Annotated in this window: 23 protein-coding genes and 1 pseudogene; 18 read left to right on the top strand and 6 right to left on the bottom strand. The window is 64.4% G+C overall.

What is annotated here, in order from left to right; all coding sequences use genetic code 11:
* Positions 1-25: 25 nt before the first annotated feature.
* The 7 genes and pseudogenes from LU493_RS20075 to LU493_RS17490 form a co-directional block, all read left to right on the top strand.
* Positions 26-196 (top strand): annotated as a pseudogene (locus LU493_RS20075) (bacteriophage T4 gp5 trimerisation domain-containing protein); the annotation flags it as partial.
* Positions 197-213: 17 nt separating this feature from the next.
* Positions 214-444 (top strand): hypothetical protein, encoded by a 231-nt coding sequence (locus LU493_RS20070; RefSeq protein WP_428994582.1) that lies wholly within the window; start codon positions 214-216, stop codon positions 442-444.
* Positions 444-1247 carry a DUF4123 domain-containing protein gene (locus tag LU493_RS17510; RefSeq protein WP_275289095.1) on the top strand — a complete coding sequence of 268 codons (804 nt, stop codon included), beginning with the start codon at positions 444-446 and terminating at the stop codon, positions 1245-1247. The genes LU493_RS20070 and LU493_RS17510 overlap by 1 nt, the downstream gene beginning before the upstream one ends.
* Before the next feature lie 29 nt (positions 1248-1276).
* Positions 1277-4876 carry a hypothetical protein gene (locus LU493_RS17505; protein WP_275289094.1) on the top strand — a complete coding sequence of 1200 codons (3600 nt, stop codon included), beginning with the start codon at positions 1277-1279 and terminating at the stop codon, positions 4874-4876.
* Positions 4873-5343 carry a hypothetical protein gene (locus LU493_RS17500; protein WP_275289093.1) on the top strand — a complete coding sequence of 157 codons (471 nt, stop codon included), beginning with the start codon at positions 4873-4875 and terminating at the stop codon, positions 5341-5343. Before LU493_RS17505 ends, LU493_RS17500 begins: the two co-directional genes overlap by 4 nt.
* Positions 5282-6082: a hypothetical protein gene (locus LU493_RS17495; RefSeq protein WP_275289092.1), complete on the top strand. Its 801-nt coding sequence runs from the start codon at positions 5282-5284 to the stop codon at positions 6080-6082. Before LU493_RS17500 ends, LU493_RS17495 begins: the two co-directional genes overlap by 62 nt.
* A 641-nt stretch (positions 6083-6723) precedes the next feature.
* The gene (locus tag LU493_RS17490; RefSeq protein ID WP_275289091.1) at positions 6724-7824 is read left to right on the top strand and encodes a TRAP transporter substrate-binding protein; all 1101 of its coding nucleotides are present in this window, start codon (positions 6724-6726) and stop codon (positions 7822-7824) included.
* Between the two features lie 64 nt (positions 7825-7888).
* Here LU493_RS17490 and LU493_RS17485 read toward each other — a convergent pair whose 3' ends face one another.
* The gene (locus tag LU493_RS17485; protein ID WP_275289090.1) at positions 7889-8299 is read right to left on the bottom strand and encodes an acyl-CoA thioesterase; all 411 of its coding nucleotides are present in this window, start codon (positions 8297-8299) and stop codon (positions 7889-7891) included.
* 177 nt (positions 8300-8476) lie between these two features.
* On the opposite strand from LU493_RS17485, the gene LU493_RS17480 reads away from it, so the two are divergent.
* From LU493_RS17480 to cysZ, 6 genes are all read left to right on the top strand, one after another.
* Entirely contained in the window at positions 8477-9427 is a 951-nt protein-coding gene (locus tag LU493_RS17480; protein ID WP_275289089.1) for a phosphate ABC transporter substrate-binding protein, read from the top strand.
* Positions 9428-9498: 71 nt separating this feature from the next.
* Positions 9499-10722 (top strand): ABC transporter permease subunit, encoded by a 1224-nt coding sequence (locus LU493_RS17475; protein WP_275289088.1) that lies wholly within the window; start codon positions 9499-9501, stop codon positions 10720-10722.
* On the top strand, positions 10719-12278 hold the full coding sequence (pstA, locus tag LU493_RS17470; protein WP_275289087.1) for a phosphate ABC transporter permease PstA: 1560 nt from the start codon (positions 10719-10721) through the stop codon (positions 12276-12278). The genes LU493_RS17475 and pstA overlap by 4 nt, the downstream gene beginning before the upstream one ends.
* A 30-nt stretch (positions 12279-12308) precedes the next feature.
* Complete coding sequence (gene pstB, locus LU493_RS17465; RefSeq protein WP_275289086.1) at positions 12309-13121, top strand: phosphate ABC transporter ATP-binding protein PstB; 813 nt, start codon at positions 12309-12311, stop codon at positions 13119-13121.
* Between the two features lie 24 nt (positions 13122-13145).
* Positions 13146-13871, top strand: coding sequence for a phosphate signaling complex protein PhoU (phoU, locus tag LU493_RS17460; RefSeq protein WP_275289085.1), 726 nt, complete (start codon positions 13146-13148; stop codon positions 13869-13871).
* A 379-nt stretch (positions 13872-14250) separates the two neighbouring features.
* Positions 14251-15000, top strand: a complete 750-nt coding sequence (gene cysZ / locus LU493_RS17455; protein WP_275289084.1) for a sulfate transporter CysZ — start codon at positions 14251-14253, stop codon at positions 14998-15000.
* 35 nt (positions 15001-15035) lie between these two features.
* On the opposite strand, the gene phoR is transcribed toward cysZ, so the two are convergent.
* The 4 genes from phoR to LU493_RS17435 all read right to left on the bottom strand — a co-directional run bounded on the left by phoR (position 15036) and on the right by LU493_RS17435 (position 18748).
* Complete coding sequence (gene phoR / locus LU493_RS17450; RefSeq protein ID WP_275289083.1) at positions 15036-16358, bottom strand: phosphate regulon sensor histidine kinase PhoR; 1323 nt, start codon at positions 16356-16358, stop codon at positions 15036-15038.
* A 1-nt stretch (position 16359) separates the two neighbouring features.
* Positions 16360-17049 (bottom strand): phosphate regulon transcriptional regulator PhoB, encoded by a 690-nt coding sequence (gene phoB / locus LU493_RS17445; RefSeq protein ID WP_275289082.1) that lies wholly within the window; start codon positions 17047-17049, stop codon positions 16360-16362.
* Between the two features lie 108 nt (positions 17050-17157).
* Entirely contained in the window at positions 17158-18051 is an 894-nt protein-coding gene (gene ubiA / locus LU493_RS17440; RefSeq protein ID WP_275289081.1) for a 4-hydroxybenzoate octaprenyltransferase, read from the bottom strand.
* A gap of 217 nt (positions 18052-18268) precedes the next feature.
* A complete protein-coding gene (locus LU493_RS17435) occupies positions 18269-18748 on the bottom strand; it encodes a chorismate--pyruvate lyase family protein (RefSeq protein WP_343076101.1) in 480 nt (159 codons plus the stop codon).
* Between the two features lie 162 nt (positions 18749-18910).
* On the opposite strand from LU493_RS17435, the gene LU493_RS17430 reads away from it, so the two are divergent.
* The 4 genes from LU493_RS17430 to yccS all read left to right on the top strand — a co-directional run bounded on the left by LU493_RS17430 (position 18911) and on the right by yccS (position 23452).
* Positions 18911-20071, top strand: coding sequence for an NAD(P)/FAD-dependent oxidoreductase (locus LU493_RS17430; RefSeq protein ID WP_275289079.1), 1161 nt, complete (start codon positions 18911-18913; stop codon positions 20069-20071).
* A gap of 224 nt (positions 20072-20295) precedes the next feature.
* Positions 20296-20574, top strand: coding sequence for an HU family DNA-binding protein (locus LU493_RS17425; protein WP_275289078.1), 279 nt, complete (start codon positions 20296-20298; stop codon positions 20572-20574).
* Positions 20575-20649: 75 nt separating this feature from the next.
* Positions 20650-21006 carry a hypothetical protein gene (locus LU493_RS17420; RefSeq protein WP_275289077.1) on the top strand — a complete coding sequence of 119 codons (357 nt, stop codon included), beginning with the start codon at positions 20650-20652 and terminating at the stop codon, positions 21004-21006.
* Positions 21007-21280: 274 nt separating this feature from the next.
* A complete protein-coding gene (gene yccS, locus LU493_RS17415; RefSeq protein ID WP_275289076.1) occupies positions 21281-23452 on the top strand; it encodes a YccS family putative transporter in 2172 nt (723 codons plus the stop codon).
* A 58-nt stretch (positions 23453-23510) separates the two neighbouring features.
* Here yccS and LU493_RS17410 read toward each other — a convergent pair whose 3' ends face one another.
* Complete coding sequence (locus tag LU493_RS17410; RefSeq protein WP_275289075.1) at positions 23511-24320, bottom strand: NAD(P)H-dependent oxidoreductase; 810 nt, start codon at positions 24318-24320, stop codon at positions 23511-23513.
* A gap of 87 nt (positions 24321-24407) precedes the next feature.
* Here LU493_RS17410 and LU493_RS17405 point away from each other — a divergent pair, with 87 nt between their 5' ends.
* Complete coding sequence (locus tag LU493_RS17405; RefSeq protein ID WP_275289074.1) at positions 24408-25304, top strand: LysR family transcriptional regulator; 897 nt, start codon at positions 24408-24410, stop codon at positions 25302-25304.
* Positions 25305-25452: the final 148 nt, after the last annotated feature.

The following is a 25452-nucleotide window of genomic DNA, read 5'->3' as shown; positions in this document are numbered from 1 at the left end:
CAGACTCCGGCAGGCATCACCTGGTAGGCCAGTCATCACCGGGCGCACTCACCATGCGGTGAACGTGCCGCCCTACGAACTGCCGGCGCACAAGACGCGCACCGTGCTGCGCACCCAGACTCACCAGGGCGAGGGCTTCAACGAGCTGCGTTTCGAGGATCAGCACGACCAGGAGCAGATCTGGCTGCACGCCCAGCCATCGGCGGCCCCAGTGTGCGCATCAACGCCGGCGGCAGCCCCGGCAGCGGCACCGGGCAGGGCGCCCAGGCGCCGCTGCGGCCGGGGGAGGCCGAGCCGGAGGTGCACGAGGCGATTGCGCCCGTTACTCACGAGGCCCTGCTGTCGGCGTCGGCCGAGGAGGCCAGCATCGTGCAGCTCTGCCAGAAGCAGACCGATGGCAGTTGCCCCCTGGCGGACTGCCCGTGTCGTAACAGGTCGGGTTGATGCGCTATTCGTTGGGGCTGCCGGAGGCAGCAGGGCGGCGTTACTGGCTGGTGGAAACCGCCAGCCTGCCGGAGCACGAGGTATTGCGTCGTTTTTACGAGGCGGTAGAGTCTCCCGAGTTTCGCTGGCTCTACGAGGGAACGATCCACGATGCACTGAAGGATGCCGGTCCGGTCCTGCTGGACGTGACCGAGGTGCCGGCGTTCCTGGCCGAGCGGCTGGAAGCCTGGGACGGTCTGGCGACGGTGGTCATCGATAGCCCCCTGTCGATCGGAGATATGCAGGCGCACCTGGCCGGCTTCGTCACGGCACGACTCGAGCCGGAGGGCGAGGGGCTATGGCGCTTTCACGAGCCGATGGCGCTGCATCTCCTGTTGGGAGAGGGGCTGCTGGGCCGGGCCCACCGGTCTGCCATGCTCGTCAGCGGTTCGCGCTGGCATTGGCCGATCTGCCGATGCCATGACGGCTGGCTATTCGAGTCCGCCGCGTCGGGCCAGGCCGAGGCGGGCAGCGCGCCCTTGCCGGTGACGCTCACGGCGGAAACGGTAGCGCGTCTGTCCGGACTCCAGCAGCTGACGCGGCTCATGCCGGTGCTGGCCGAGGCGCTGGACCGCCATGGGTTGTTCGGGGATGACGACAGCATCTCCGCGCTGTGGCGAGAGCTGGAACGCTATTGGCACGGCGCGGCCGAGCAACGCTGGCCGGTGCGCAAAGCCGCCGAGGCGCTGGCCGAGGCCCACCGCGACGCCGCATCGCTGCGCGAATTTCGCGATCGCATGCAACGGCTGGTATCCACTGGCTAGCAGGCCATCAGGGAATGAGGAAACAGGGAATGTCATCGAATCACGCCTGCCGTCCCCGCAAGCTCTATCTCGAAATCACCGGGCGTCACGACGACAATGATCAGAATACCTATGTGCTCTATCGGGACGATCAACGCGTCGAAGCGCTGGCCGAAGATAGTGCCTCCGAGGGGCGCCACGGACCCATCGTCGAGACTGCCGACGAATACCTGGAAGACGAGCTGGCCGATGTTCGCCTTGTGCAGTGCGTCGGCGACATCGAGATCGAACTGTTGCCCAGGGGCGAGGTTACCCGGACCGGGCTCGTCCCCAAGCGGCGAGACTTTCAGCACCACCTGATGGTCTCCTGCGTGCCGATGCAGCACCTGGATCACGAGGAGACCGCCGCCGGCCCTTGTCGTGGTGGCTTTCTGTACGTGTTCCTCGACGGACGCCTGATCCGTGAGCTGGCCATTCGCGTCGAATCAGGCAAGGCGCCGGTCTTTATCGATAGCGATGTGGCGGGCTACCGCCAACAGGGCGAGGTCCCGGTGGTTCGCGAGTATACCGGGCCGGAACTGGCCAGCCTGCACTTGCCGTTGCGGCTGGATGGCGAGGCCGCCGACGTGCGCCTGGCCTATTCGGATCACCCCTGGCCCTGGGCGCATGTCAACGAACTCGAAGCCGAGCCGACGCGCATCGAGCAGCGTGCCCAGCCGTTGCCACTGAACACCACCGCCGTGGCGGCCATGCTGGATGGCCACCTGCGCAATCAGTATGAATATGGCCTGGAGATGGGCCGCGATGAGACGCAGGGCAAGGTGGCCCTGGAATGGCTGCCACCCATGCGCGAGCGCGATCCGCTCTACGAGCAGGCCCGAGGCAGTGCCCGCGATTATCTGGAAGATGTCTCGGGCGAGCAGTGGGCAGGGCTTGTCCAGCAGTTGCAGGCGGAGCGGGCCTTCTTCGAGTCCGACGAACAAGAGGCCACGGGCCCGGAACTCGATATGCGCCGCCGCCAGCGGGACTTCGCACCGGCCCTGCGGACGACCCTGGTGCAGCAGTGGAACAACGCTCACCGCAGCGACGAGGACCGTGCCGACGATGCCTCGCTCGCCTTGATCCCGGCACCGGAGAGTGGTGAGGATGTCCTGGCGCCCCTCAAGGACCAGCAGCTGTGCGCGATCTTCCTGCGCGACCCGAAGCTGGCAGTCGACCAGTTGATCGGCGACATCCAGGCGAGCCAGGAGCTGCTCTGGGTGCTCTCCGAGGGCATGAAATACCATCCCCATGGCAAATCGGCGGAGCTGGTGCTGGCCAACTGCTTCATGCCATACGGTCCCGGTGGCGAGGAGAACTCGGTCTATCTCGACGGGTGGTTCGACCGCCGCCTCGATCGTTCCCGAGAGAGCCTGTTTGCCCGCTTGACCAAGGAAGAGGAGCGTCGCCTGGTGCGCCTGCGCATCGACGAGCGACTGACATCGCTGGTCGAGATGCTCGACGATGCCTCGCCCGGGGCTTTCGGCGTCGCGCTGCGCGATGCCATGCCGTTCGACGACCTCAATCACCTCGAACCCTATGCCTGGCTGTCGCGATGCCTCGAGCCGCTGATGGCGGGTATGGACTGTCTCGATCCCAAGGCCACCCCCGGGGACCTCGAACCGCTGCGAGCCCTGGACAGGTGTCGCCAGGCGCTGGATGCGCTGTTTATCGAGGCGTCGCACCCCCTGGCCTATCTGCTGTTCGCGCCCGAGCATCGGGAAGACGACGACTGGGGCGCGGCCTATGCCCGCAACCTGACGAAGATCACCCAGGGGGGTACCCGGGTGGCCGACCAGGCGGGTGACGTAGCCACACCGACGGGCGATGCATTGATCGCCCACCAGCAGCGCCTCGACGAGGAGGCCGGCTATCTCGGGCTGGCCATGAGCCAGGTGCGCACGGCCCTGAATGGCACGGAATCCATGGCGACCGCCGTGCTACCCGGTTTGCTCAATGCCTGGTCGCGCAACAAGCTGGGCGAGCGGCGGATCACCCTGACGCTGGCCACGGATCTCGCCGATCTCAAGGGAGCGATGATGGGTGGCCTGCCCATTCGGGTGACCGGCCAGGAGGGGCGTATCATGATGATGTTGCCCGATGACGTCCGCCCGCTGTTCGAGGAGATGGCCCAGGGGGGCATCGCCCTTCAGGCTGCCTCGGTGAATAATGCGCTGGGCGGCGAAGCGGTGGCCAGTTCCTCCGCTACCGCTCAGCCGCAGCGGATATCCGGACAGGTGACCAGCGAGCAGACCTACCGCTGGACCCAGAGCGGCTATATCGGGCTCTGGTCGGGGTTGGTGGTGCTGGAACTATGGAATCTTTACGACAATGTTCCAGATGCCTTTGATGAAAACAGGAGTCGGCTGGATATTACTAAAGTCGGTAGTGCGCTTCTCGATGCCACTCTGCTTACGGCGCAGGGTCTAAAGCTGGCCAATGTCCGCTGGGGCTGGGCCGTTCAGGCCAATCAGTTTCTTGATATACGCTTTATTACAAGGCCGGGATGGAAAGAAGCCATGGGCCAGGCCGGCCAGGTTCGAGGGGGAATGGCCTTTGGTGCTGGGCTCTTTACGGCAACACTGGTGGCTATCGATGCTTATCAGCTCTATCAACGAGGGCTGACAGAATCGGCCTGGTGGACGGCGGGCGCCAGTGGAGCGATTGCCGTGGGTAGCTATGTGGGCTCCGGCTATGGTCAGGGGTTGGCGAACGTCGCCAGGATGAATCTGGTACGCAATCGCTTCCTGAACGGCCTGCTGGGTCTGGTAGGCACGCCGCGGCCGGTACCGGTGATGTTGGTCAGCCTCGGGGTGGCGCTGGTCTGCCAGGCTATGGCCACCAATGCCCGTGATGACCGCTTTTCCCTCTGGGTACGCTATGGGCCCTTCGGGCATGAGCAGGATGAGTTGGGCGGCCGACTCGAGGGACTTGCCGAGAATGCCGAAGATGATGTGCGTCAGGCGGACAAGCGCGATTACCTTGCTTCTCTCCGCTCGGCATCGCCCGAAGCAGCCTATTTCCAGCTATTGCAAGGGCTCTTTCATGCACACTTCGAGCTGGTGACGCCCGGAGGGCTGGTTGATGTCGATCCGACTTTCCGTGACTGCGATATCGCCCTGCGGTTGACCTGCCCCGCCTTGCAGTTCGGGGAGTTCTCCTTGCCTATCCCGAACCTGATGGCCGACTATTCGGCGCCGGTGCCGGATAGACGGTTCACCTATCAGTATGCACCCATGGATCGGCGTCGGCTCCTGGTGGAAGCCGATCGCCGAGATCCCGAGGAGGCCGGAGTACGCTATCTTGGCCTGCGGTTGTCTGAGCAGTGGCACCGCATGGGCGTGCCCAGGGTGCCGGGATTCGGCGATGTGCCCGCCGACTGGCTCGCGGCCAACCGGGCAAGCTTCCACCATGAGCCCGAGTTTCAAAATGCCTACCATCGAGGGGAGCCTCTGGTACGCCTCAGCCTGGAAGATGTGGCGGGCGAGGGAACCATCGACTACTGGGATCCCGCCGAGCGCAAACATCGAGCATTGAACGACCAAGTCAGTCTGCTGGCGCAGCCGACGAGCCTGACCTGGCGTTGGAACAAGCAAGGAGGCAGGACATGAGCGACGCTGCGCAGCCGGAAGAACAAGAAGGGTACGAGGAGACAGCCTTCACGGCCGAGCGTATCCCCCGCCAGGCCCCGCCGCCGCCCAAGGGCACGCTCAGCAAGCTGGGTGACGCCTTCGATATGGCGCGTCTGCCCTGGGGGCATTATATCGGCGTCAATCCCTCAGAGTTCGAATATGAGTATGCGGAGGCCTGGTATCGTGACTACGAATATATGGGGGAGCAGGATTTTCATGATTTCAATCACCTGAACGAATTGCGTTGGTCAAAAATTGTTGATGAAGATGTCGGCCTGATCTATCGCTTCTTCCGTTTCTGGTTTATTTTTTGGACGCACCTCCTTAGTTTTATTGGGCCAGGGGGTAGAAAGGGGGGGGTGGTTTATTTCAGCAATAGCTTTCGTGTTGTTGTTGATTGTTGTTGTTGGCGAGGTTTTGCATCCAGGAAGTGGATCTTTTCTTGAGCTGGCGTCAGTCCCACTAACAGTTTTTGCAGCTTGTGGATTGGCCACTATATTTAAGGTGTTGTTTGAGAAGTACAGTATTCGTTTTTACAAGAGTAACCAGAAATGGTCGGACGACGTCGCCTTCTGCCGCCGTTCCGGCCTGGTCAAGAGCTTTCAGGGCAACTTTCCCTTCTACGAGTTCGATGCCTTCATCGAGATGGCGGCGGATATGAAGGGCAATCAGCGCCATACCCTCAAGGTGCGCCACCGCTATCCGCAGTTCAGCAAGGACAAGCGCAGTGGCTTGCCGTTGGAATTTACCTTCCCCACCGATACCGGCAGTATCGCCGAGCGCTATGCCATGTGGGACATGCTGAGCCGCTTCATGGACGTCAGCCAGCCGCTGCCGGACATTCCCCGCCTGGAGCCGTTTCGCCATCTCGACCCGACCACCCGGGCCTTCGATGAAGCTGGCAAGCGTGGCCGCCCGGCAACGTACTGGCGAGATCTCTACGCCAGCGTGGATGAAAAGGAACTGACACGCCTGCGGTGGGAACATCATGAGAAAGTGAACGCCGCCCCCTGGGGCAGCCGCCCCGATCTGATGGCCCAATCGGTGCCGGGCTATGAGGACAGCTATACCGCCGAGCCCGAAGACGTCAACGCCTACGCGCACGCACCGACCCAGAACGTGCGTTTTGTGGAGCGTCCCGATGGGGCTTCGTCAAACGAGTCCTCAGAGCGCAACGATACCTAACGCTGAATGTCGGGTGTCTTGTTGGACACCTGTTACCTGGACGCTGATTCACCCAGCGGTACATCGCACGGCAAGGACGTCATGCTTTTCGGCGGCTGTGTGCTCATCGCTTGGTCACTGGCGATGTCGGATCTTTCTTACGAGCTGCGCCTTCTCTTCGTTGCCTTCGGAGTGGCAGGCATAGGCTTTGGGGTGCTCAGCCATTTTCACCGGCCCTTCAAGGTTTTCGATGAGCATCTAGAGGCAAGGAAACCCCTGTGTCTCCTGTCACGAAAATTGCTTTCTCATCTATTCGGAGGGTGGAGAGGAAGGGGGAAGCAAGGTCGTCATTCACCACGCTCAAGGGGGAAAAGCGAAGCAGGCCTCGCTCTATGTAGGCCTGTTGGCTAAAGGCGATCGTGATGCGTTGATGACCCAGATAGGCTCTCGAAGTACCGAGGCTATTCTGGAGTAACTGATATGGCATCTTCGTCCATGTGTTGTGGGTGAGCACCGCCGGGCCGCGCTGAACCGGCACGACCGCATCATGTCATCGGAGCGGCCGTTCCTTGCCGATGAAATTGGCTTTCGCGCATACTGCCTGATGGACACAGTGCCGCTTTGGCACGATGCATAAAAACCATCAAGGAGCCGCCCTCGCCATGGAGCGTCGCAACTTTCTCAAGACCAGCCTCAAGACCCTGGGCGCCGGTACGGTCGGTGCCGTCGCCGCGCCTTATGTTTCTACCGCCTCCGCTCAGGAGACCATCACCTGGAACATGGTGACGTCCTGGCCGAAGAACTTTCCCGCCCTGGGCACCGGCGCCAATGACTTCGCCGCGCGCATCGAACGCATGTCGGGCGGGCGCATGCGTGTGAAGGTCCATGGTGCCGGGGAAATGGTGCCGGCCATGGAAGTCTTCGATGCCGTATCGGCCGGTACCGCCGAAATGGGGCATTCCGCTTCCTATTACTGGCGCGGCAAGGTCGCCGCCGCCCAGTTCTTCACCGCCGTGCCCTTCGGCATGAACACCACCGAAACCAACGCCTGGCTGTATGATGGCGATGGCCAGTCCCTGTGGGACGAGGTCTATGCCGAGCACAACCTCAAGCCTTTCCCGGTGGGTAACACCGGCACCCAGATGGCCGGCTGGTTCAAGAAGGAAATCAAGTCGCTGGAAGACATGCAGGGGCTCAAGCTGCGCCTGCCCGGGCTGGCCGGCGAGGCAATGAGCGGCATCGGGGTGACCACCATGACAACGCCCGGCAGCGAGATCTTCACCTCCATGCAGACCGGGGTGCTGGACGCGGCCGACTGGGTCGGGCCCTACAACGATCTGGCGTTCGGCCTGCACCAGGTGGCGGATTACTACTATACCTCGGCCTGGAACGAGCCCAGCGCCATTCTGGAAGGGACCGTCAATCTGGATGCCTGGAAGGCGCTGCCGGATGATCTCAAGGCCGTGGTGACGGAAGCGGCACGGGCCTCCAACCTGGCCATGATCAGCGAGTTCGCGCTGCGCAACGCCGAGGCGTTGAAGACGCTGGTCGACGAGCACGGCGTCAAGCTGCGTTCCTTTCCCGACGATGTCATGTCGGCGCTGCACGAGTCTTCCCAAGAGGTGCTGCAGAAGCAGATCGATAACGATGAGGCGTCACGCCGGGTCTACGACTCCTATCGTGCCTTCCAGCAGAAGGTGCGCCCCTTCACCGATGTCGGCGAGTTCGCCTACCTGAAGGCTCGGGAAAAACAGCTGGGTTAAGCTCGTGCCGGGTGCCCGGCCTTGCCTGAAAGGTCGCCGGTCTGAGGCGCTTTTCGGGAAAGGCCTAACGGTCGCTCTGGTGGACGGCCCGAATCCGGCCCTTGTCGTCCAGGGCGACCATCACGAAACGGGCCTCGGTGACCTTGTGCAGTTCATTGGGGTCGCGCTCCTGGGGCGAACGGCTCCATACTTCGACCTCGATCTTGATCGAGCTGTGGCCGATCTCGCGGACCTCGGTGAAGATGTTGACCATCGAGCCCACCCGGACCGGGCAGAGGAAATCCATGGCTTCGATGGCCACGGTGGCGGTTCGGCCGTGGGCCTCGCGGCCGGCGGCCAGCTCGGCGGCCTGATCCATTTGGCCGACCAGCCAGCCGCCTGGGATGTCGCCGTGGAGGTTGGTGTCCTGGCGGTTGGCGATCAGCTTCAATGTCAGCTGGCCACGCGGTGCCGGGATGTCATCGAGTTCACTCATGGGTCGGGGCCTGGCTTATTGTTGTGTGTGAGGGAGGTCAGTCAACGACTGATACAGCGTTTTCTGATCATCCGGTCCTGGCGAGCCATGATAAACGGCAAGTTCGTGATCTCTCCACCTTTTGCGGCATCATGACACGGATATGCCCATCAGTTGCTTGTTCCGTCGGGAGGACGCATGCCATCCGTCATTCGCCAACGTCTATGGGCTGCCCTGCTTGTTGTCGCGAGTATCGTCTGGGCCTCGCCGGTGTCGGCCGAGGAGCCCGTCGGCACCCTGGGCACCGTGGGTTCCGATACCATGGCGGGCCTGATGCTGCGCTGGGGCGAGCGGCTGGCGCGTCAGCATCCGGGCATGCGTCTGCAGCTTCAGGCCAGCGGTTCGGCCAGTGCGCCGCCGGCGTTGACGGCTGGCACGACCCTGGTGGGGCCCATGTCGCGGCCCATGGCCGAGGATGAGAAAGCGATGTTCGAGCGCCGCTATGGCTATCCTCCTCGGGCCCTGGTGGTGGCTCGGGATGCCCTGGTGGTGGTGGTGCATCGGCACAATCCTCTGCGTAGCCTGAGCCGCCCCGACCTGGATGCCATCTTCTCGGATGGTCGACGTTGCGGTGCCGGTGACAGTATCGAGCGCTGGTCGTCGTTGATCGAAGGTGGCATCGAGGGACGCATCGCGCCGCATGGACGCAATGCCGTCTCCGGCACGCATGAGCTGTTCCGTCGCGAGGCCTTGTGCGATGGTGCCTTCCGTCCCGAGGTCAGCGAGCATCCCGGCTCGGCTGCCGTGGTCGCGGCGGTGGCTTCGGATCCTCGGGCGATCGGTTATGCTGGCCTCAACCACTTGACGCCCGGCGTCCATCCGGTGGCCTTGCGTGATGCTGATGGTGCCCTGCACCGACCCGAGCCGGCGGCGGTGCGTCGCGGCGACTACCCCTTTGCTCGCGACCTGCGGCTTTACGTGAACCTTCCGCCGGGCGAGTCGTTGCCAGGGGGCGAGCGCGCTTTCGTCGATCTGGTCCTGTCGCCGGAAGGGCAGTCGATCGTCGAGGAGCTGGGCTTCGTGGCCTTGCCGAGGGAGGTGCTGGAGCGCCAGCGTCGGCGTCTCGGTCTTGAAGCACTGGATTCCTGAGGAGTGTCACCGCATTGTCATGACACTGTCGTATTTTTCCGCTATCGCATCTATTCCGCCATGGATCCACCATGCAGCATACGCCCTCATCGCCACCCTTGCGTCGACATTTCCGTCAGACCCGAGATCGCCTGGCCACGGCGCTGATCACCGCTGGTGGTATCGGCGTGATCGCCGCGGTGATGGCCATTGGCGTGTTTCTGGCGGTGGAAGTGGTACCACTGTTCTGGTCGTCGACGGATACGCCCCGGATCAACCTGGAGACGCTCTGGCTGCCCCAGGACTATGAGGGGCACCGGACACCGGTACATCGTTGGCAGCCCGCCATGCCCGAGGAGGGAGGCGAGTCTCGTTTCGGCATGTTGCCACTGGTCTGGGGAACCCTGGAAGCGGCGGCCTGGGCGCTGGTGATTGCCGTGCCGTTGGCGCTGGGGGCGGCGGCACACTCGGCGCTGTTCATGTCGCGCCGCCTGAGGGCGCGTCTGAAGCCGACCCTGGAGCTGATGGAGGCCATGCCGGGCGTGGTCGTCGGTTTCGTCGCCGGACTGGTATTGGCGCCCTGGCTCGATGTCCATCTGGCGCTGGGCATGACACTGTTGATCATCTTGCCGCCGGGGCTGTTGCTCGCCGGCGGCCTGTGGGCGCGCCTCGGTGCCGGGCTGCGTCGCCGCCTGCCGATGGGCTGGGCGGCGTTGTGGCTGCTGCCCTGGTTGCTGCTGCTATGGGGCCTGTCGTCCTGGCTGGCGCCCTTGCTGGAAGCCTGGTGGTTCGACGGTGATCTGCGTGCCTGGCTGGAGGTGTCCCTGGGGCTCGACTATGCGAATCGCAACGCGATCATCGTCGGCATGGCGATGGGCTTCGCGGTCATGCCGAGCATCTATGCGCTGGCCGAGGATGCCCTGTCGGGCGTGCCGAAGAGTCTCGTCGAAGGCGCCGAGGCGTTGGGTGCGACACGTTGGCAGACGCTCTGGAAAGTGGTGCTGCCGGCGGCCGGCCCGGGGGTGCTGTCGGCGGTGATGATCGGCGCCGGTCGGGCCGTGGGGGAAACCATGATCGTACTGATGGCCAGCGGCAATACTGCGCTGATGACCGCCAGTCCGCTCGATGGCCTGCGGTCGATGGCGGCCAGCATTGCCATCGAACTGCCCGAAGCCGCACCGGGGGGAACCCATTATCGCCTGCTGTTACTGGCGGCGTTGCTGCTGTTCGTCTTCACCTTCTGCGTCAATACCCTGGCCGAGGTGGTCAGGTCGCGGCTGCGTCGTCGCTATCACCGGATGGGAGGGGCGTCATGACGGCACCCTGGCGACGCTCACCGAAGCGTGCGGCGAGCGGCGAGGGCCCTTGGGCCTGGCTGGCCGCCGGCAGTGTCGCGGCGTCGCTGGCGCTGCTGGCGTTGCTGCTGGGACTGTTGGCAGTACGTGGGCTCGGACACTTCTGGCCGGCCGATGTCGCGGTGGTGACCCTCGATGACGGACGCCAACTGGCCGGTCGTGAGGTCAAGGAAGTGCCTCTGTCCGATGGCGATGGTCGGGAGCGGCTGTACCGTACCGGCAATCGTGACCTGGATGATGCCATCTGGGCCTGGGTGGACCTGGACGAGATCCACGAGGTGGATCATCCCTCCGGCCTGGTGGTACTGGAACGGCGGCGCTGGGGCGAGTTCATCGGTCGTCTCGAGGCCATCGAGACGGAATCGGGCGAGCGTATCGTCGGGGAGTCGACCTGGCTGGCTCTCGAGCGGCGATTGACGGCGCTCGCGGCGCATCGGGATTCGATCGATGTGCTGCGAGATCAGACCATCCGGCCTCTGGTGCATCGTCTCGAGGCGGGAGAGGCGACGCTAGGAGAGCGTGAGGCACTCGCCAAGGCTCAGGCGCGAGTCCATGAGCGGCAAGCCGCCATGCCCGCTGACACCCTAGTGCTGGAAACCGTCGATGGCAGGCGGCTGCGCCAGCCGCTGACCGAGGTGGTGAGAGCGTTGCGACCCAACGCCATGGGGGTGACCGAGAAGGTCGTGACCTGGGGGCGGGATGTATGGCGTTTCCTTTCCGAGGGACCGCGTGCCGCCAACACCGCCGGCGGTGTCTGGCCAGCAATCTTCGGCACGATACTGATGGTGGTGTTGATGTCGATCTTCGTGACGCCTTTCGGCGTCCTGGCGGCGGTCTATCTCAATGAAGTGGCCCACCAGGGAAGGCTGACCCGTTGGGTACGCATTGGCGTACGCAATCTGGCCGGCGTGCCATCCATCGTCTATGGCGTCTTCGGGCTCGGCGTCTTCGTCTATGGCATCGGGGGGCATCTGGACGACTGGTTCTTCGCGTCGTCGCTGCCGTCACCGACCTTCGGTACCGGCGGCCTGCTGTGGGCATCATTGACGCTGGCGCTGTTGACCCTGCCGGTGGTGATCGTCGCCACCGAGGAGGGACTGGCCCGCATTCCCGAGAGTCAGCGCGAGGGTGCCCTGGCGCTGGGCGCCACCCGGCTCGAGATGTTGACTCGGGTGGTCTTGCCGATGGCCACGCCGGCCATGCTGACCGGGGTGATCCTGGCGGTGGCGCGTGCCGCCGGGGAGGTGGCGCCGTTGATGCTGGTCGGGGTCGCCAAGCTGGCTCCCCAGGTCCCGCTGGACGGCGAGTTTCCCTTTCTCCATCTTGAGAGGAAGTTCATGCATCTGGGCTACCACATCTTCGATGCCGCCTTCCATGGCGGGGATGTCCAGGCAGCGATGCCGTTGATCTATGCCACGGCGTTGTTGCTGGTCCTGGTGATCCTGGTGCTTAACCTGACTGCAATATTTCTGCGTCACCATTTGAGATCGCGCCACGGCACCCTCCCGAAATATTGAGGTGGCACCGTTGCGCCAAGGGGAACCTTGATGACTGTCATGCAGGAGACGCGATCCTCGCCAGGAGCGTTCATCGATTTCAGCCCCGATGCCACGAGCCTGGAGATTCGTGGTTTCGGCTTGCGCTATGGCGACAAGCCGGCGCTCGCCAACCTGACGTTGCGGGTGCCGCGCCACCGTGTCACGGCCTTCATCGGCCCCTCGGGTTGCGGCAAGTCGACGCTGTTGCGCGCGCTCAATCGCCTGCATGACCTCAACGAGGAGGTGACGTGGGAAGGCGAGATTCGTCTCGAGGGCCAGGACATTCATGCCCCCGAGGTGGCAGTGGCCGAATTGCGTCGCCGGGTGGGCATGGTCTTCCAGGCGCCCAATCCCTTCCCCATGTCGATCTATGACAACGTGGCCTTCGGGCTGCGGCTGCAGGGGCGAATGCCCAAGCGGCGTGTCGACGACATCGTCGAGTGGGCGTTGCGTTCGTCGGCTCTGTGGGATGAGGTGAAGGACCGCCTGCGGGCCTCCGCCTGGTCGTTGTCCGGAGGCCAGCAGCAGCGACTGGTCATTGCCCGCACCCTGGCCGTGGGCCCCGAGGTGCTGCTGCTCGACGAACCGGCCTCGGCGCTGGATCCGATTTCCACGCTGAAGGTCGAGGAACTGATCCGCAACCTGAAGTCGAGCCTGACCCTGGTGCTGGTCACGCACAACATGCAGCAGGCAGCGCGGGTCTCGGACTATACCGCCTTCCTGCAGAACGGCGAGCTGGTGGAGTATGCCCCCACCGATACCCTGTTCACCAATCCGCGCCTCGCGCGCACCGAGAATTACATTACCGGACGCATGGCCTGATGGCCCTGCCCCCAGGAGAGTCTGATGGACATCACCAGCGACATTCACAGCCAGCATATCTCTCGCCAGTTCAATCATGAGCTCGAGGAACTCAAGACCCACCTGATGGCCATGGGTGGCCTGGTCGAGAAGCAGGTACAGGATGCGGTGAGCGCTCTGCTCGATGCCGATTCCTCCCTGGCCGAACGGGTGGTGGACAACGATCGCGCCGTCAACGACATGCAGATCAAGATCGATGACGAGTGCACCCGGGTACTGGCCCGCCGCCAGCCTGCGGCATCCGACCTGCGCCTGGTACTGGCGGTGATCCGCGCCGCCTCCGACCTGGAGCGCATCGGTGACGAGGCCAGCAAGATCGCCCGCAATGCCATCGACCTGATCGATAACAACGTCGGCAACCGCGGCTTCGTCGAGGTGCGTATCATCAGCGAGCACGTCCGGCGCATGATGCGCGATGCCCTGACGTCCTTCGCCCGCTTCGACACCGAGCTGGCACTGCAGGTCGTGCAGGAAGACGAGCAGGTCGACAGCGAGTATCAGACCGCCATGCGTTCGCTGATGACCTTCATGATGGAGGATGCCCGCTCGATCTCGCCGATACTCGGCATCATGTGGATTCTGCGCGCCCTGGAGCGTGTCGGCGATCACGCCAACAACCTGGCCGAGTACGTGGTCTATCTGGTCAAGGGGCTCGACATCCGCCACACGGATCCGGATGATCTCGATCAGGAGCTCGGCGAGAACGCTTGACCTGGTCATCAAAGAGATCATCCTGATGCCTTTGATGGCCGCCCATCTCACGCTGGCGCAGGTTTTGAACCGGCTGACGTGAGGTGGGCTAGTGCCAGCCTGGCGTCCGGCGGCGGTACGTCCTTGTGCCGCTATTAACCGGCCATGCACATGTTTCGCCGAGTCGCCTGACAGGCAAGAGAAACACTGCACAAATGCCTGCGCGGGCAAATCGCTGCGTTGCGCGGTGCTCGGAATCCTCACCTATACCCCATAGACTCCGGTTCCTGTGCTCCGTGCGCCTTGCGTTTCGCTCCGCTCGTCGATTTGTTCAGCGCTTCCCAAGGGGCCGTCGCCACGAGCGGCGGCCGTTTTCGTCGTGATCGAGGATATGAAACCGATGCTGGATGCTTTCACGGCGCTGTCTCGAGGGACCCGCCTGGTCTACTCGCGGGGACTGCGTCGCTATGTGTTCCTGCCGATACTCGCCAACCTGCTGGTCTACGGGAGCATGCTGACCTATGTACTGGGCCATTTCGGTGGCTGGCTGGACGGCTGGATGGCGATGGTGCCGGGGTGGCTCGACTGGCTCTCCTGGCTGATATGGCCGCTGTTCGTGATCAGCCTGATCCTGATCGTGTTCTTTACCTTCACCCTGGTGACGCACCTGATCGCCGCGCCTTTCTACGGTTTCCTGGCGGAAAAGGTCGAGATCGAGGTCACCGGACGCGCGCCCCTGGATGATCGCGGCCTGGTGCGTACCGCCATCGATGCGCTCGGTCGCGAGCTGGTCAAGCTGGCCTACATCCTGCCGCGCATGGCGATCCTGTTCGTGATCAGCTGGATTCCCGTGATCAACCTGATCGCGCCGCTGCTGTGGGCCGCCTTCACGGCCTGGACCATGGCCATCACCTATCTCGACTATCCCATGGACAACAACAAGGTGAGCTTCGCCGACATGCGTCGACGACTGGCGGCGCGTCGCTGGCCGACCCTCACCTATGGGGGCTGGGTGACGCTGATCACCTGGGTGCCCCTGGCCAATCTCTTCCTGCTGCCCGGTGCCGTGGCCGCCGCGGTGCTGATGTGGGACCGCCATTATCGGGCGCTGACACCGGACGCCGGCCGAGCTGCCCCGCCGGTGCGCTGAGCGAGCACAGGCAGTATTCAGACGATGCCCCGGAGTCAGGCTCGCTGCTGGCGATCACTCTTGTGGTCGGCGGCGGCCAGTCGTTCGCCGGGGAAAACGCAGCGAAAAATGGCGCCTTCGCCGGGGTGGGAGTCGATCTCGAGTCGTGCGCCGTGGCGCAGCAGCACGTGCTTGACGATGGCCAGACCCAGACCGGTGCCGCCAGTGGCGGTGCTGCGGCCCTTGTCGACCCGGTAGAAGCGCTCGGTGAGGCGTGGAATGTGGTGGGGCTCGATGCCTTCGCCGTCGTCCTCCACTTCCAGGCAGGCGCCGTCTGCGTGGCTCGTCCAGCGCAGGACGATATGACGCTGTTCCCCGGCGTAGCGTACGGCGTTGAAGGCGAGGTTGGAGAGGGCGCTGTGGATTTCCTTCTCGCTGCCGACCAGGCGGCGTGAGTCGTCGATCTCCACATCGAGGTGGTGGCGACCGTCGGAAAGCGCTTCGGCATCGCGGCGGATATTGTCCAGCAGGCCGGCAAGCTCGATGGGCGTATCGTCCTGGCCGCCCTGGTCGATCTCGAGTCGCGACAGCAGCAGCAGGTCGTTGACCAGGTTCTGCATGCGTGTCGTCTGGCTGCGCATCTGTTCGAAACCGCGCCCCAGTCGGCCGGGCAACTGGTCGGCCATGTCGCCATAGGTTTCCAGATAGCCGCTCAACACCGTCAGCGGCGTGCGTAGCTCATGGGAAACGTTGGCGACGAAGTCGCGTCGCATCTGCTCGAGACGATGCAGGCGGGTGATGTCACGTGCCATCACCAGGCGTTCGTCGTCGCCGTAGAGGGTGATCTGGAACTGCAGGATCATCTGCTCGTCGATGGGAGAGCTCAGCGTCAGGGGCTCGCGGTAGTTCCGGGCCTGGAAATAATCGACGAAGCGCGGATCGCGCAGCAGGTTGGTGATGTGCTGGCCGCGATCATGGGCGGGCTTCAGCCCCAGCATGCGTTCGGCAGCACTGTTCCACCACTCCATGTCGCCGTGACGGTCGAGCATGACCACGCTGTCGCGCATCGCCTCGGAGGATTCCTGAATCCGCCTCAGGGTGTCGCGCAGGCGCCGCTGGGTGATGCGCTGGCCTTTCTGATAACGGTACAGGCGATCGAACAGCTCGCCCCACAGGCCCGAGGCGGCGGGTGGCTCGTCATGGGGATGGTGGGCCAGCCATTCGTGCAGGGCGTGAAGCTGGCGCAGCTGATAGGCCAGCTGGAGCGCCAGGGCCACCGCGATGCCGGCGCCGATGGCGGAGAAGGGCCAGCCGATCAGCGCGCCGATGGCGGTCAGGCCCGCCAGGCGCCATAGTTCGCGTTTCCAGAGCCGCCTCACGTCAGCCCTTGGCGGAGAAACGGTAGCCCGTGCCTCGCACGGTCTGGATCAACTGCTGATAGGGGTCGCCCAGTGCCTTGCGCAGGCGGCGGATGTGCACGTCCACGGTACGCTCCTCGACATAGACATTGCCGCCCCACACCTGGTCGAGCAGTTGCCCCCGAGTGTAGGCGCGTTCCTGATGGGTCATGAAGAACTGCAATAGCCGATACTCGGTGGGGCCGACTTCCAGGGACTTGCCGTCGACGCTGACGCGGTGGCTGACCGGGTCGAGCAGCAGACCGTCGACTTCCACCGGGTCCTCGACGCCGTGGGGCGTCGAGCGGCGCAGCACCGCCTTGAGCCGGGCCACCAGCTCCCGGGGCGAGAAGGGCTTGGTGATGTAGTCGTCGGCGCCGGCGTCGAGGCCCTGGATCTTGTTGTCTTCCTCGCTCTTGGCGGTGAGCATGATGAGCGGCAGCTCGGCGGTGGTCTCCTCGCGCTTCAGGCGGCGCGCGAGCTCGATGCCGCTGGTGCCGGGCATCATCCAGTCAAGCAGCACCAGGTCGGGCTGGTGGTCGACGATCATGGCGTGGGCGGCCTGAGCATTGTCCGCCTCGAGGACGTGATAGTCGGCCATCTCCAGCGCGACGGCGATCATTTCGCGGATCGGCGCTTCATCATCGACGATCAGTACGGTCTTGGCGGTCATCCCGGGGCCTCATGGTCAAGGTCAATGACAAGTCGGTGACGATGACAGCATTTCCTTATGACAATACCGTGACAGTCGCGCCTTGTCGCCTGCCCGTTCATGATGATGTCAGCCGCCGAACGATGGCCACCAGGACAGCCCGATACCGGCGAACACCAGCAGGCCCGACCAGTGATTGTTGAGAAACGCCTGGAAGCAGCGGTCGCGATCCCGGCCACGAATCAGGCGCTGCTGGTGCACGAAGGTCGCCGCCATGGCGGCGAGCCCCAGCCAGAAGAACAGGCCCAGGCCCAGGGAGTGACCCACCCAGGCCAGCAGCGTCAGAGTGACCAGCTGCAGCAGGCCGATCATCAGCTTGTCGGCGCGGCCGAACAGGACGGCGGTGGACTTGATGCCGATCTTCAGATCGTCGTCCCGGTCGACCATGGCATATTCGGTGTCATAGGCCACGGTCCAGGCCACGTTGGCGGCCAGCAGCAGCCAGGCCTCGGCGGGAATGTGGCCGAGCACCGCGCCGAACGCCATGGGAATGCCCCAGGAGAAGGCCGCCCCCAGGAAGACCTGGGGCAGGTGGGTATAGCGCTTCATGAAGGGATAGATGAAGGCCAGGAAGACGCCGCCGACCGACAGCATCACCGTGAAGGGGTTGGTGAGCCACACCAGGGCGAAGGCGAGCAGTACCAGGGTCACGAAGAGGCCCTTGGCTTCCCGCTCGCTGATTCGCCCCGTGGCCAGGGGCCGGTTGCGGGTGCGTTTGACGTGGCCGTCGAAATGGCGGTCGGCGTAATCGTTGACCACGCAGCCCGCGGCGCGCATCAGATAGACGCCGGCGACGAAGACCAGCACGATCCTGCGCTCGGGAACGCCCTGGGCGGCCATCCACAGTGCCCAGAGGGTCGGCCACATCAGCAGCCAGGTGCCGATGGGGCGGTCGAGGCGAGTGAGGTGCAGGAAGTCGGGCAGTCGGGCCAGCCCGGAAGGGCGCATCAGGGATGAATCCATCAGGTTCTCTCGCATGGAGGAGGCCTTGTCGCGGTCGGTTTCTGAAAGTTCTTAGCCTAAGGAAGCGCTGATTTATGTCGCGAGCGACGAGAGACTGGTTCGTCGCCGGAACGCAATAACCGCAGTTTACACGATAGTAAATGAGGATTTGACCGGGCTCGCGCGCGAGTACCGCCGGCGGCCAGGCTATCGAGCGCAGTAATAAATCAGTGTTTTCTTAACGTGAAGGCAAGCCAAGATCATCCACCATGGCCTGCTGAAAGAATTCCTGGACGAGCACCGTCAAGCGGTCGTGTCGCAGCACCGAGCGACGCCCCCAGGGGCCCTCGGCGTCCTGGAAGGGGCCCGGGCTCGCGCAGATCTCGATCGGGCCGCGCTCGAGATCCGGTTGGCGGAACAGCCAGCTGCCCATGGACCGTTCGCCGAGCCGTTCCAGCCGGTGCTGGCCATGAGAAGAGGTCAGCGGAGCCACCGAGCGGGCCATGACCCAGGGGCGTTCGTCGAGGCACAGTGCCACTTCGCGTACCCAGGCGAGGCGGTGCGTCGCCAGGCCCAGTGCCCGGGCCTCGTCGCGATTCGGGTAGCCATGGCGTTGATCGAGTAACCGAACCCGGAAGTGGCGCGGCTGGCCGGCGTCGATCAATCGTTCGGTCAGCGAGTCCCGGGTGGCCAGCCACTCCCACCAAACGGGGCTCATGTCCGGACGGGCAGCCGCCAGGGGGCGCCATCGAGGTTCGAGTGATGGGCCGTTGCGCAATTCGTGCTCTCCGCGTCCAATCCTGGGGGCGGCTAGTGTACCATGGCGGGTCGATATTCCGCTCCGCGGTGGGCCATGGCGGCCCGTGCAACGAGGATTTCCATGACCGCTCCCCTGACCCTTATCGGCTCCGGCATGGCCGGTCTCGGCCTGGTGCGCCAGTTGCGTACCCTGCAGCCGGAGCGGCCGATCACGCTGATTACCGCCGACAGCGGTGACGACTACTCCAAGCCGATGCTGTCCACCGGCTTCTCCAAGCGCCTGCCCCCCGAGCGTCTGGCCAGTCGCTCTGCTTTCGAGGTCGCCGAGGCGCTCGATGTGGTCGTGCGAACCCGGACTCGAGTCGATGCCATCGACCCGGCGGCGCGCCATTTGAGCATCGGTGCCGAGCGCCTGCCCTATGACGAGCTGGTGCTGGCCACCGGGGCCGTCCCCACACCGCCCTTCGCCATTCCCGAGGTCCTGGCCGGGCGGGTCTTCACCATCAATGATCTCGATGATTATCGTGCCTTCCACGCCGCTCTGGCGGCATTGGGCAGGCCGGCGAGGGTCGCCGTCGTCGGCATCGGCCTGGTGGGGTGCGAGTATGCCAACGATCTGACCGCCGGAGGGCATGCCGTCGAGATGATCGCGCCGGAATCCGCGCCCCTACCGCGTCTGTTGCCGACGCCTCTGGGGCATGCCCTCGGTGAGGCCTTCGTCGAGGCCGGTATCGCGCTGCGGACGGGGCGCAGCGTGGTCGAACTGGCCGATGACGGTGCCCGGGTGGGCGTGACCCTCGACGATGGTGCCGGCCTCGAGGCCGACCTGGTGCTGGTGGCTACCGGGCTGCGACCGCGCAGCGAACTCGCCGAGGCGGCGGGACTGTCGGTCGCTCCCGAGGGGATACGCACCGATCGTTATCTCGCCACCTCGGTGCCGGGTGTCCACGCCCTGGGGGATGTGGCCTGTGTCGATGGACTCAACGCCATGTACGTTCAACCGCTGCAGGCCAGCGCCAGGGCGCTGGCGGCAACGCTGGCCGGCACGCCCACCGCCGTGCACTATGGGCCCTGGCCGGTACTGGTGAAGACGCCGCTGCTGCCGGTGGTTTCGCTGCCGCCCCGGGAAACGCCGGCGCGCTGGCGTATCGAGGGCGAGGGCCGGGATCTGAGCGCCCTGGCCGAAGACGAGGACAGACGTTTGATCGGATTTGCGTTGACGGGAAGCCAGGTACGTCGGAAAGTCGAACTGGCGCGGATCGCTCCGCCGTTGCTAGGCTAGAGTCGTCGACGACGGCGCCACCCGGTGTCACCGGTTGTCGGCCGTTGTGAGCGGGCACCGTTGTTGTGTCGCCAACGCGGCTTTCGCCCATGGGGCTCGGGTCCTTGTGGACAGGGTCACCGAGAGTCAGTCGGTGGGCGGAGTCGGAGATCCATGAGCGAAGAACCGAAGAACAAGAGTGCCGGTGGGCCGACACCGGTAGGATGTCAAACAAGGAGGGCTGTATGCGCAAACCAGAACTCGCCGCGGCGATTGCCGAGCGTGCCGATCTATCCAAGGACAAGGCTAGTCAGGTACTCAATGTCATTCTCGATGAGATCACCGGCAGTGTGTCCGATGGGAAGGATGTTGCATTGATCGGTTTTGGAACCTTCACCGTGCGCGAGCGAGCCGCCCGCACCGGCAAGAACCCCCAGACCGGTAAGCCGCTGACCATCCCGGCCAGCAAGACGGTGGCTTTCAAGCCGGGCAAGGGGCTCAAGGACGCTGTCACCAACAAGTAATGACCCGTCCCGGCACGGCCCTCCATCTTGGTGGGCCGTGAATTTCCCTTCCGAACCAGCCTCGGATACCCCTGCATGAAGCTTCGATTGATGTTGTGGGTGCTGGGTGTGCTGCTCAAGCGAGCCCTGCGCCGCAAGCCCCGATTCCGTGAACGCCTGACCGAGATGCGTGGGCTGGACTGGGGTATCGCCACCGAGGACCTCTCCATCGCCCGTCATTACCGGATGTCGCCGAGAGGCATCGAGACAGACACCGGCCTACCGGTGGATCTCGATCTGGAGCTGCGTTTCGAGGATGCCGCCGCCGCGGTACGTATCCTCCGCAAGCCGACCCAGCAAGCCTTTCTCGACGGGATGATGGCGGGTCGGGTTCGCCTGGTCGGCGATTCCGGTGACTTGAACCGGCTGCAGACGTTGCTGCGCGATATCTGACGAGCCACGAGCCACGAGCCACGAGCCACGAGCCACGAGCCACGAGCCACGAGCCACGAGCCACGAGCTTCGAGCTTCGAGCTTCGAGCTTCGAGCAGGGAGCTTCGGCTCTGGAGGCGGTTGTCGGGGTTCGCATCTCGCATCTCGCCGCTCGTATGCTTTGGGTCTCGCCAGGCCGTTGATGAGATGAACTCGGACATTTCGGCATCAGGCGTTATACTAAAGTCTAAATGCTGAAGGGCTCTGCCCCCTCGTCGATGCCGTCACGGAGTCTATGCTGCCGCCTTTTCTCTCCCAACCCCTGCGTCGCCTCTGGACCCTGGAGTCCTTCGCCTACAGCCTGCGTGTCTTCATTGCCCTGACCGGTACCGTCATTCTGTGCTGGTGGCGCGATGACATGAACAGCCTGATCCCGCTGTTCCTGGGCATCATCGCCAGTGCCCTGGCCGAGACGGATGACCACTGGCGAGACCGGCTACGGGCCCTGTTGGTGACCCTGTGCTGCTTCACGGTGGCATCGCTGGCGGTGGAGCTGTTGTTCGACAAGCCCGGATGGTTTGCCCTCGGACTGGGGCTGTCGGCCTTCGCCATGACCATGCTCGGTGCGGTGAATCAGCGCTATGCGACCATCGCCAGCGCTACCCTGATTCTGGCGATCTACACCATGATCAGCCTCGAGCATCGCGGCAATCCGGCCATGGGCGACGTCTGGCGCGAGCCGGCATTGCTGGTGGCTGGCGCCGCCTGGTATGGCGCGATCTCGGTCGCCTGGTGCGCGCTTTTCTCGCGTCAGCCCCTCAAGCAATCCCTGGCGCGTGTCTTCCGCGAGCTGGGCCGCTACCTGGCGCTCAAGTCGGCGCTGTTCGAGCCGTTGCGTGACCTGGATGTCGAGGAGCGTCGCCTGGCCTTGGCTCGACAGAATGGCCGCGTGGTCGAGGCGCTGAACCAGGCCAAGGAAATGATCTTCCGCCGCCTGGAGGGAACCCGAGGAAGCGGCAAGCTGGATCGCTATCTGCAGCTTTACTTCATCGCCCAGGATATCCATGAGCGTGCTAGTTCGACGCATTATCCCTACGGGGAGCTGACCGAGGCGTTCTTCCATCATGACGTGCTGTTCCGTGCCCAGCGGCTGCTGGATCAGCAAGGGCAGGCCTGTCGGGCCCTGGCCAGCTCGCTCTTGCTCAATCGTTCCTTCGAGCACGCACGGAGCGAGCGGGCGCTGGAGGATCTCAATGCCTCGTTTGCCCATCTCGAAGAACAGGATCGCCCCGAATGGCGCACCTTGCTTCCCTTCCTGAGCGCACTGGCCGATAACCTGGCGACCCTGGAGCGGTGCCTGGCCAGTGCCAGCAACCCCGAGACCACGACCTCGAGGTCGGATGCGGCACTCTATGACCGGACGCCCCGAGGCATGCGGGACATCGGGGAGCGCATCCTCGATCAGTTGACTCCCCGGTCGGCGGTATTCCGACACGCCGTTCGCCTGACCGTGACCCTGCTGGCGGGCTATGCCGTACTGCATCTGATCCACCCCACCCAGGGGTACTGGATTCTGCTGACCAGCCTCTTCGTCTGTCGGCCCAGCTTCGGAGCCACCCGGCGGTTCCTGAGGCAGCGAATCCTGGGCACGGTGGTCGGCCTGGTAGCCGGCTGGGCGCTGATCACCCTGTTTCCCGCCGCGTCGGTCCAGACGGCTATCGCGGTGCTGGCCGGGGTCGCCTTCTTCGCCCTGCGTGGACGACGCTACCTGCTTGCCACGGCGTCGATCACCCTGATGGTATTGTGTTGCTTCAACCAGGTGGGCGATGGCTTCGGGCTGATCTGGCCGCGCCTGTTCGATACCCTGCTGGGGGCTGGCATCGCGGGGCTGGCGGTGTTGCTGATCCTGCCCGACTGGCAAGGACGCCGGCTTCACCACCAGGCGGCGGCCACCCTGGAGGCCAGTCGGGCCTATCTCGTCGCAATCATCGACCAGTATCGCCATGGCAAGCGTGACGATCTTGGCTATCGGCTGGCGCGACGCAATGCCCACAATGCCGATGCCGAGCTCTCGACGCTGCTCGGCAATGTGCTGCAGGAGCCGGAGTTCTTTCGCCGAGACGCCGATGTCGGCCTGCGTTTCCTGCTTCACTCCCATACGCTGCTCAACTATCTCTCGGCCCTCGGAGCCCATCGTGGCGAACAGGAAGCGTCATGCGACGACTCGGTCGAAGCGGCGGCCGAGGCCATCGAGGCGTCGCTGGGGAGGCTGGCACGCGGCCTGAGCGAGCGTGAGCCGGTGGCCGAGGAGGATGAGACGCTCTCGGCGAGGCTGGCCACCCTGGATACCGAGCCGGCAGTGGGCGATCCCCCGTTGTTGCGCACCCAACTCGCGCTGATCGGTCAGCAACTGGTGCCGCTGCGCCAGGCCGCCAGGGTAATCGGTCAACCGGTAGACGCGGAGTAACGAGCGTCGGATGGCGAGCAGAGGCTCACGCCATCATCATGCCTGGCCTGACATTGCTTCACCTGCTGCCTTGCAGATGACGCTCCCGGTTCGCCGCCCAGCGGCCGGCACCCGACTGGATGAAGGGATCGAACCCTTCGACGCCGGGCTTCAGGGCACCCTGTTCATCCCAGTCATTCCAGCCGGTGAACGGCAGTGGCCGATCCTCGTCCAGGCCGGTCAGGCGCTGGGCCCAACGGGCCTTGTCGTCTTCCAGTTGAGCCGCGAAACGCTCGCTGTTCTGGTAGGTGGGCCCGCCGCCCTGGATGCCGTGCGCCAGGAAGGGCGGCAGGACATCGAAGCCCATGTAATAGAGCGAATAGTGTACCGGCCACAGCAGCCAGTCGATGTTGCCGCCGCGGCCGCCCTTGCCGAAGGTGGCGGCCGGCCCCCCGGTGGTGACCGAGCAGAGGGCGCGTCGGCCGCGGAAGTACCCCTCGTCATAGCGCCGCCGGCTGGTGTAGAGCCCGCCGTAGACGAAAACGCGATCCATCCAGCCCTTGAGCATGGCGGGTTGGGCGTGCCACCAGAGCGGAAACTGGAAGATCACCAGCTCGGCCCGCTCGAGCCGCGCGATCTCGCGCTGCACGTCGGTGGGCAGCCGGCCGGTATCGCTGGCGTGACGCTGTTCGGTCAGTGGCGAGAAGGCATCCGCCCGTGCCCGCAGTGGGTAGTGGGCGGGACCCTCGACCGGATCGAAGCCCTCGGCGTAGAGATCGGAAATATCGACATCGTGGCCGTGTGCTCGGAGCGTCGAGGCCGCCAAGGTCGTCAGGCCCGCGTTGAAGGAATGCGGGTCGGGATGGCAGTGCACGATCAGAATCCGCATGGTGACTCCCCTCGATGATGGTTGTGGCGCCATACTGCCCATTGCGATGATGAATAGGTATTCCCTCAGAATGAAAATGGGTCTTGCATGAATGAACAGGCGCTGCAATGGGATGACCTCAGGATCGTGCTGGCGGTGGGCCGTTCGGGAAGCCTGTCGGGTGCGGCGCGAACGCTGGGTGTGAGCCATGCCACGGTGTTCCGGCGCCTGCGGGACATCGAGCGGCGCCTGGGTGTTCGACTCTTCGAGCGGTCGGCCGGCGGCTATGCGCCGACCCCAGCGGGCGAAGACCTGGTGGCGGTGGCCGGCCGCATGGAAACGGAAATTCTGGAGGCCGAGCGACGCGTCGTGGGGCGGGATCTGCGCCCCTCCGGTTCGCTGCGGCTGACCACCACCGATACCCTGCTGGCCGGGCTACTGTCGCCGATCCTGGTCGCGTTTCGCCGCGAATACCCGGCGATTGCCTTGGAGGTTTCGGTTTCCAACCAGCTATTCGATCTCTCGCGTCGCGAGGCCGACGTGGCGATCCGTCCGTCGAACGCGCCGCCCGAACACCTGGTGGGACGGTGCCTGGGGCGTATCGAGCAGGCGGTCTACGCACCGCGGGATGCGGTTGATGAGGAAGGGGAAGCACCGGCCTGGGTGGGGCCTGACGAGGGCATGACGTACCGCGCGCTGGAGCGTTGGATGGCCGAGCAGGAGGTCGAGCGCCATTGCCACTACCGGGCCGACAGCCTGATGGGCATGTACATCGCGGTACGCGACGGCATGGGGCGGACGGTGCTGCCCTGCTATCTGGGCGATGGCGATGCCCGCCTGACGCGAATCGGCGAGACGGTGCCGGCGTTGGCCACCTCGCTGTGGGGGCTGACCCATCCAGACCTGCGGCGGGTAGCGCGCGTCGCCGTCTTCATGCGCTTCGTGGCCACGGCGCTGGAGAGCGATGCCCGCACTGCGTTCGGAGCTGTAAGCCGTAAGCCGTAAGCCGTAAGCCGTAAGCCGTAAGCTGGAAGCTGGAAGCTGGAAGAAAAACCTTGATTCTCACTCGTTGGGTTTTCATGCTGCCTTCGAGCTTCGAGCTTCGAGCTTCGAGCTTCGAGCTTCGAGCTTCGAGCTTCGAGCTTCGAGCTTC

Source organism: Halomonas elongata, from assembly GCF_029081005.1.
Taxonomy (GTDB): Bacteria; Pseudomonadota; Gammaproteobacteria; order Pseudomonadales; family Halomonadaceae; genus Halomonas; species Halomonas elongata_B.
Note: the sequence above shows the minus strand (reverse complement) of the source record. Positions and strands in the feature narration are given on the sequence as shown.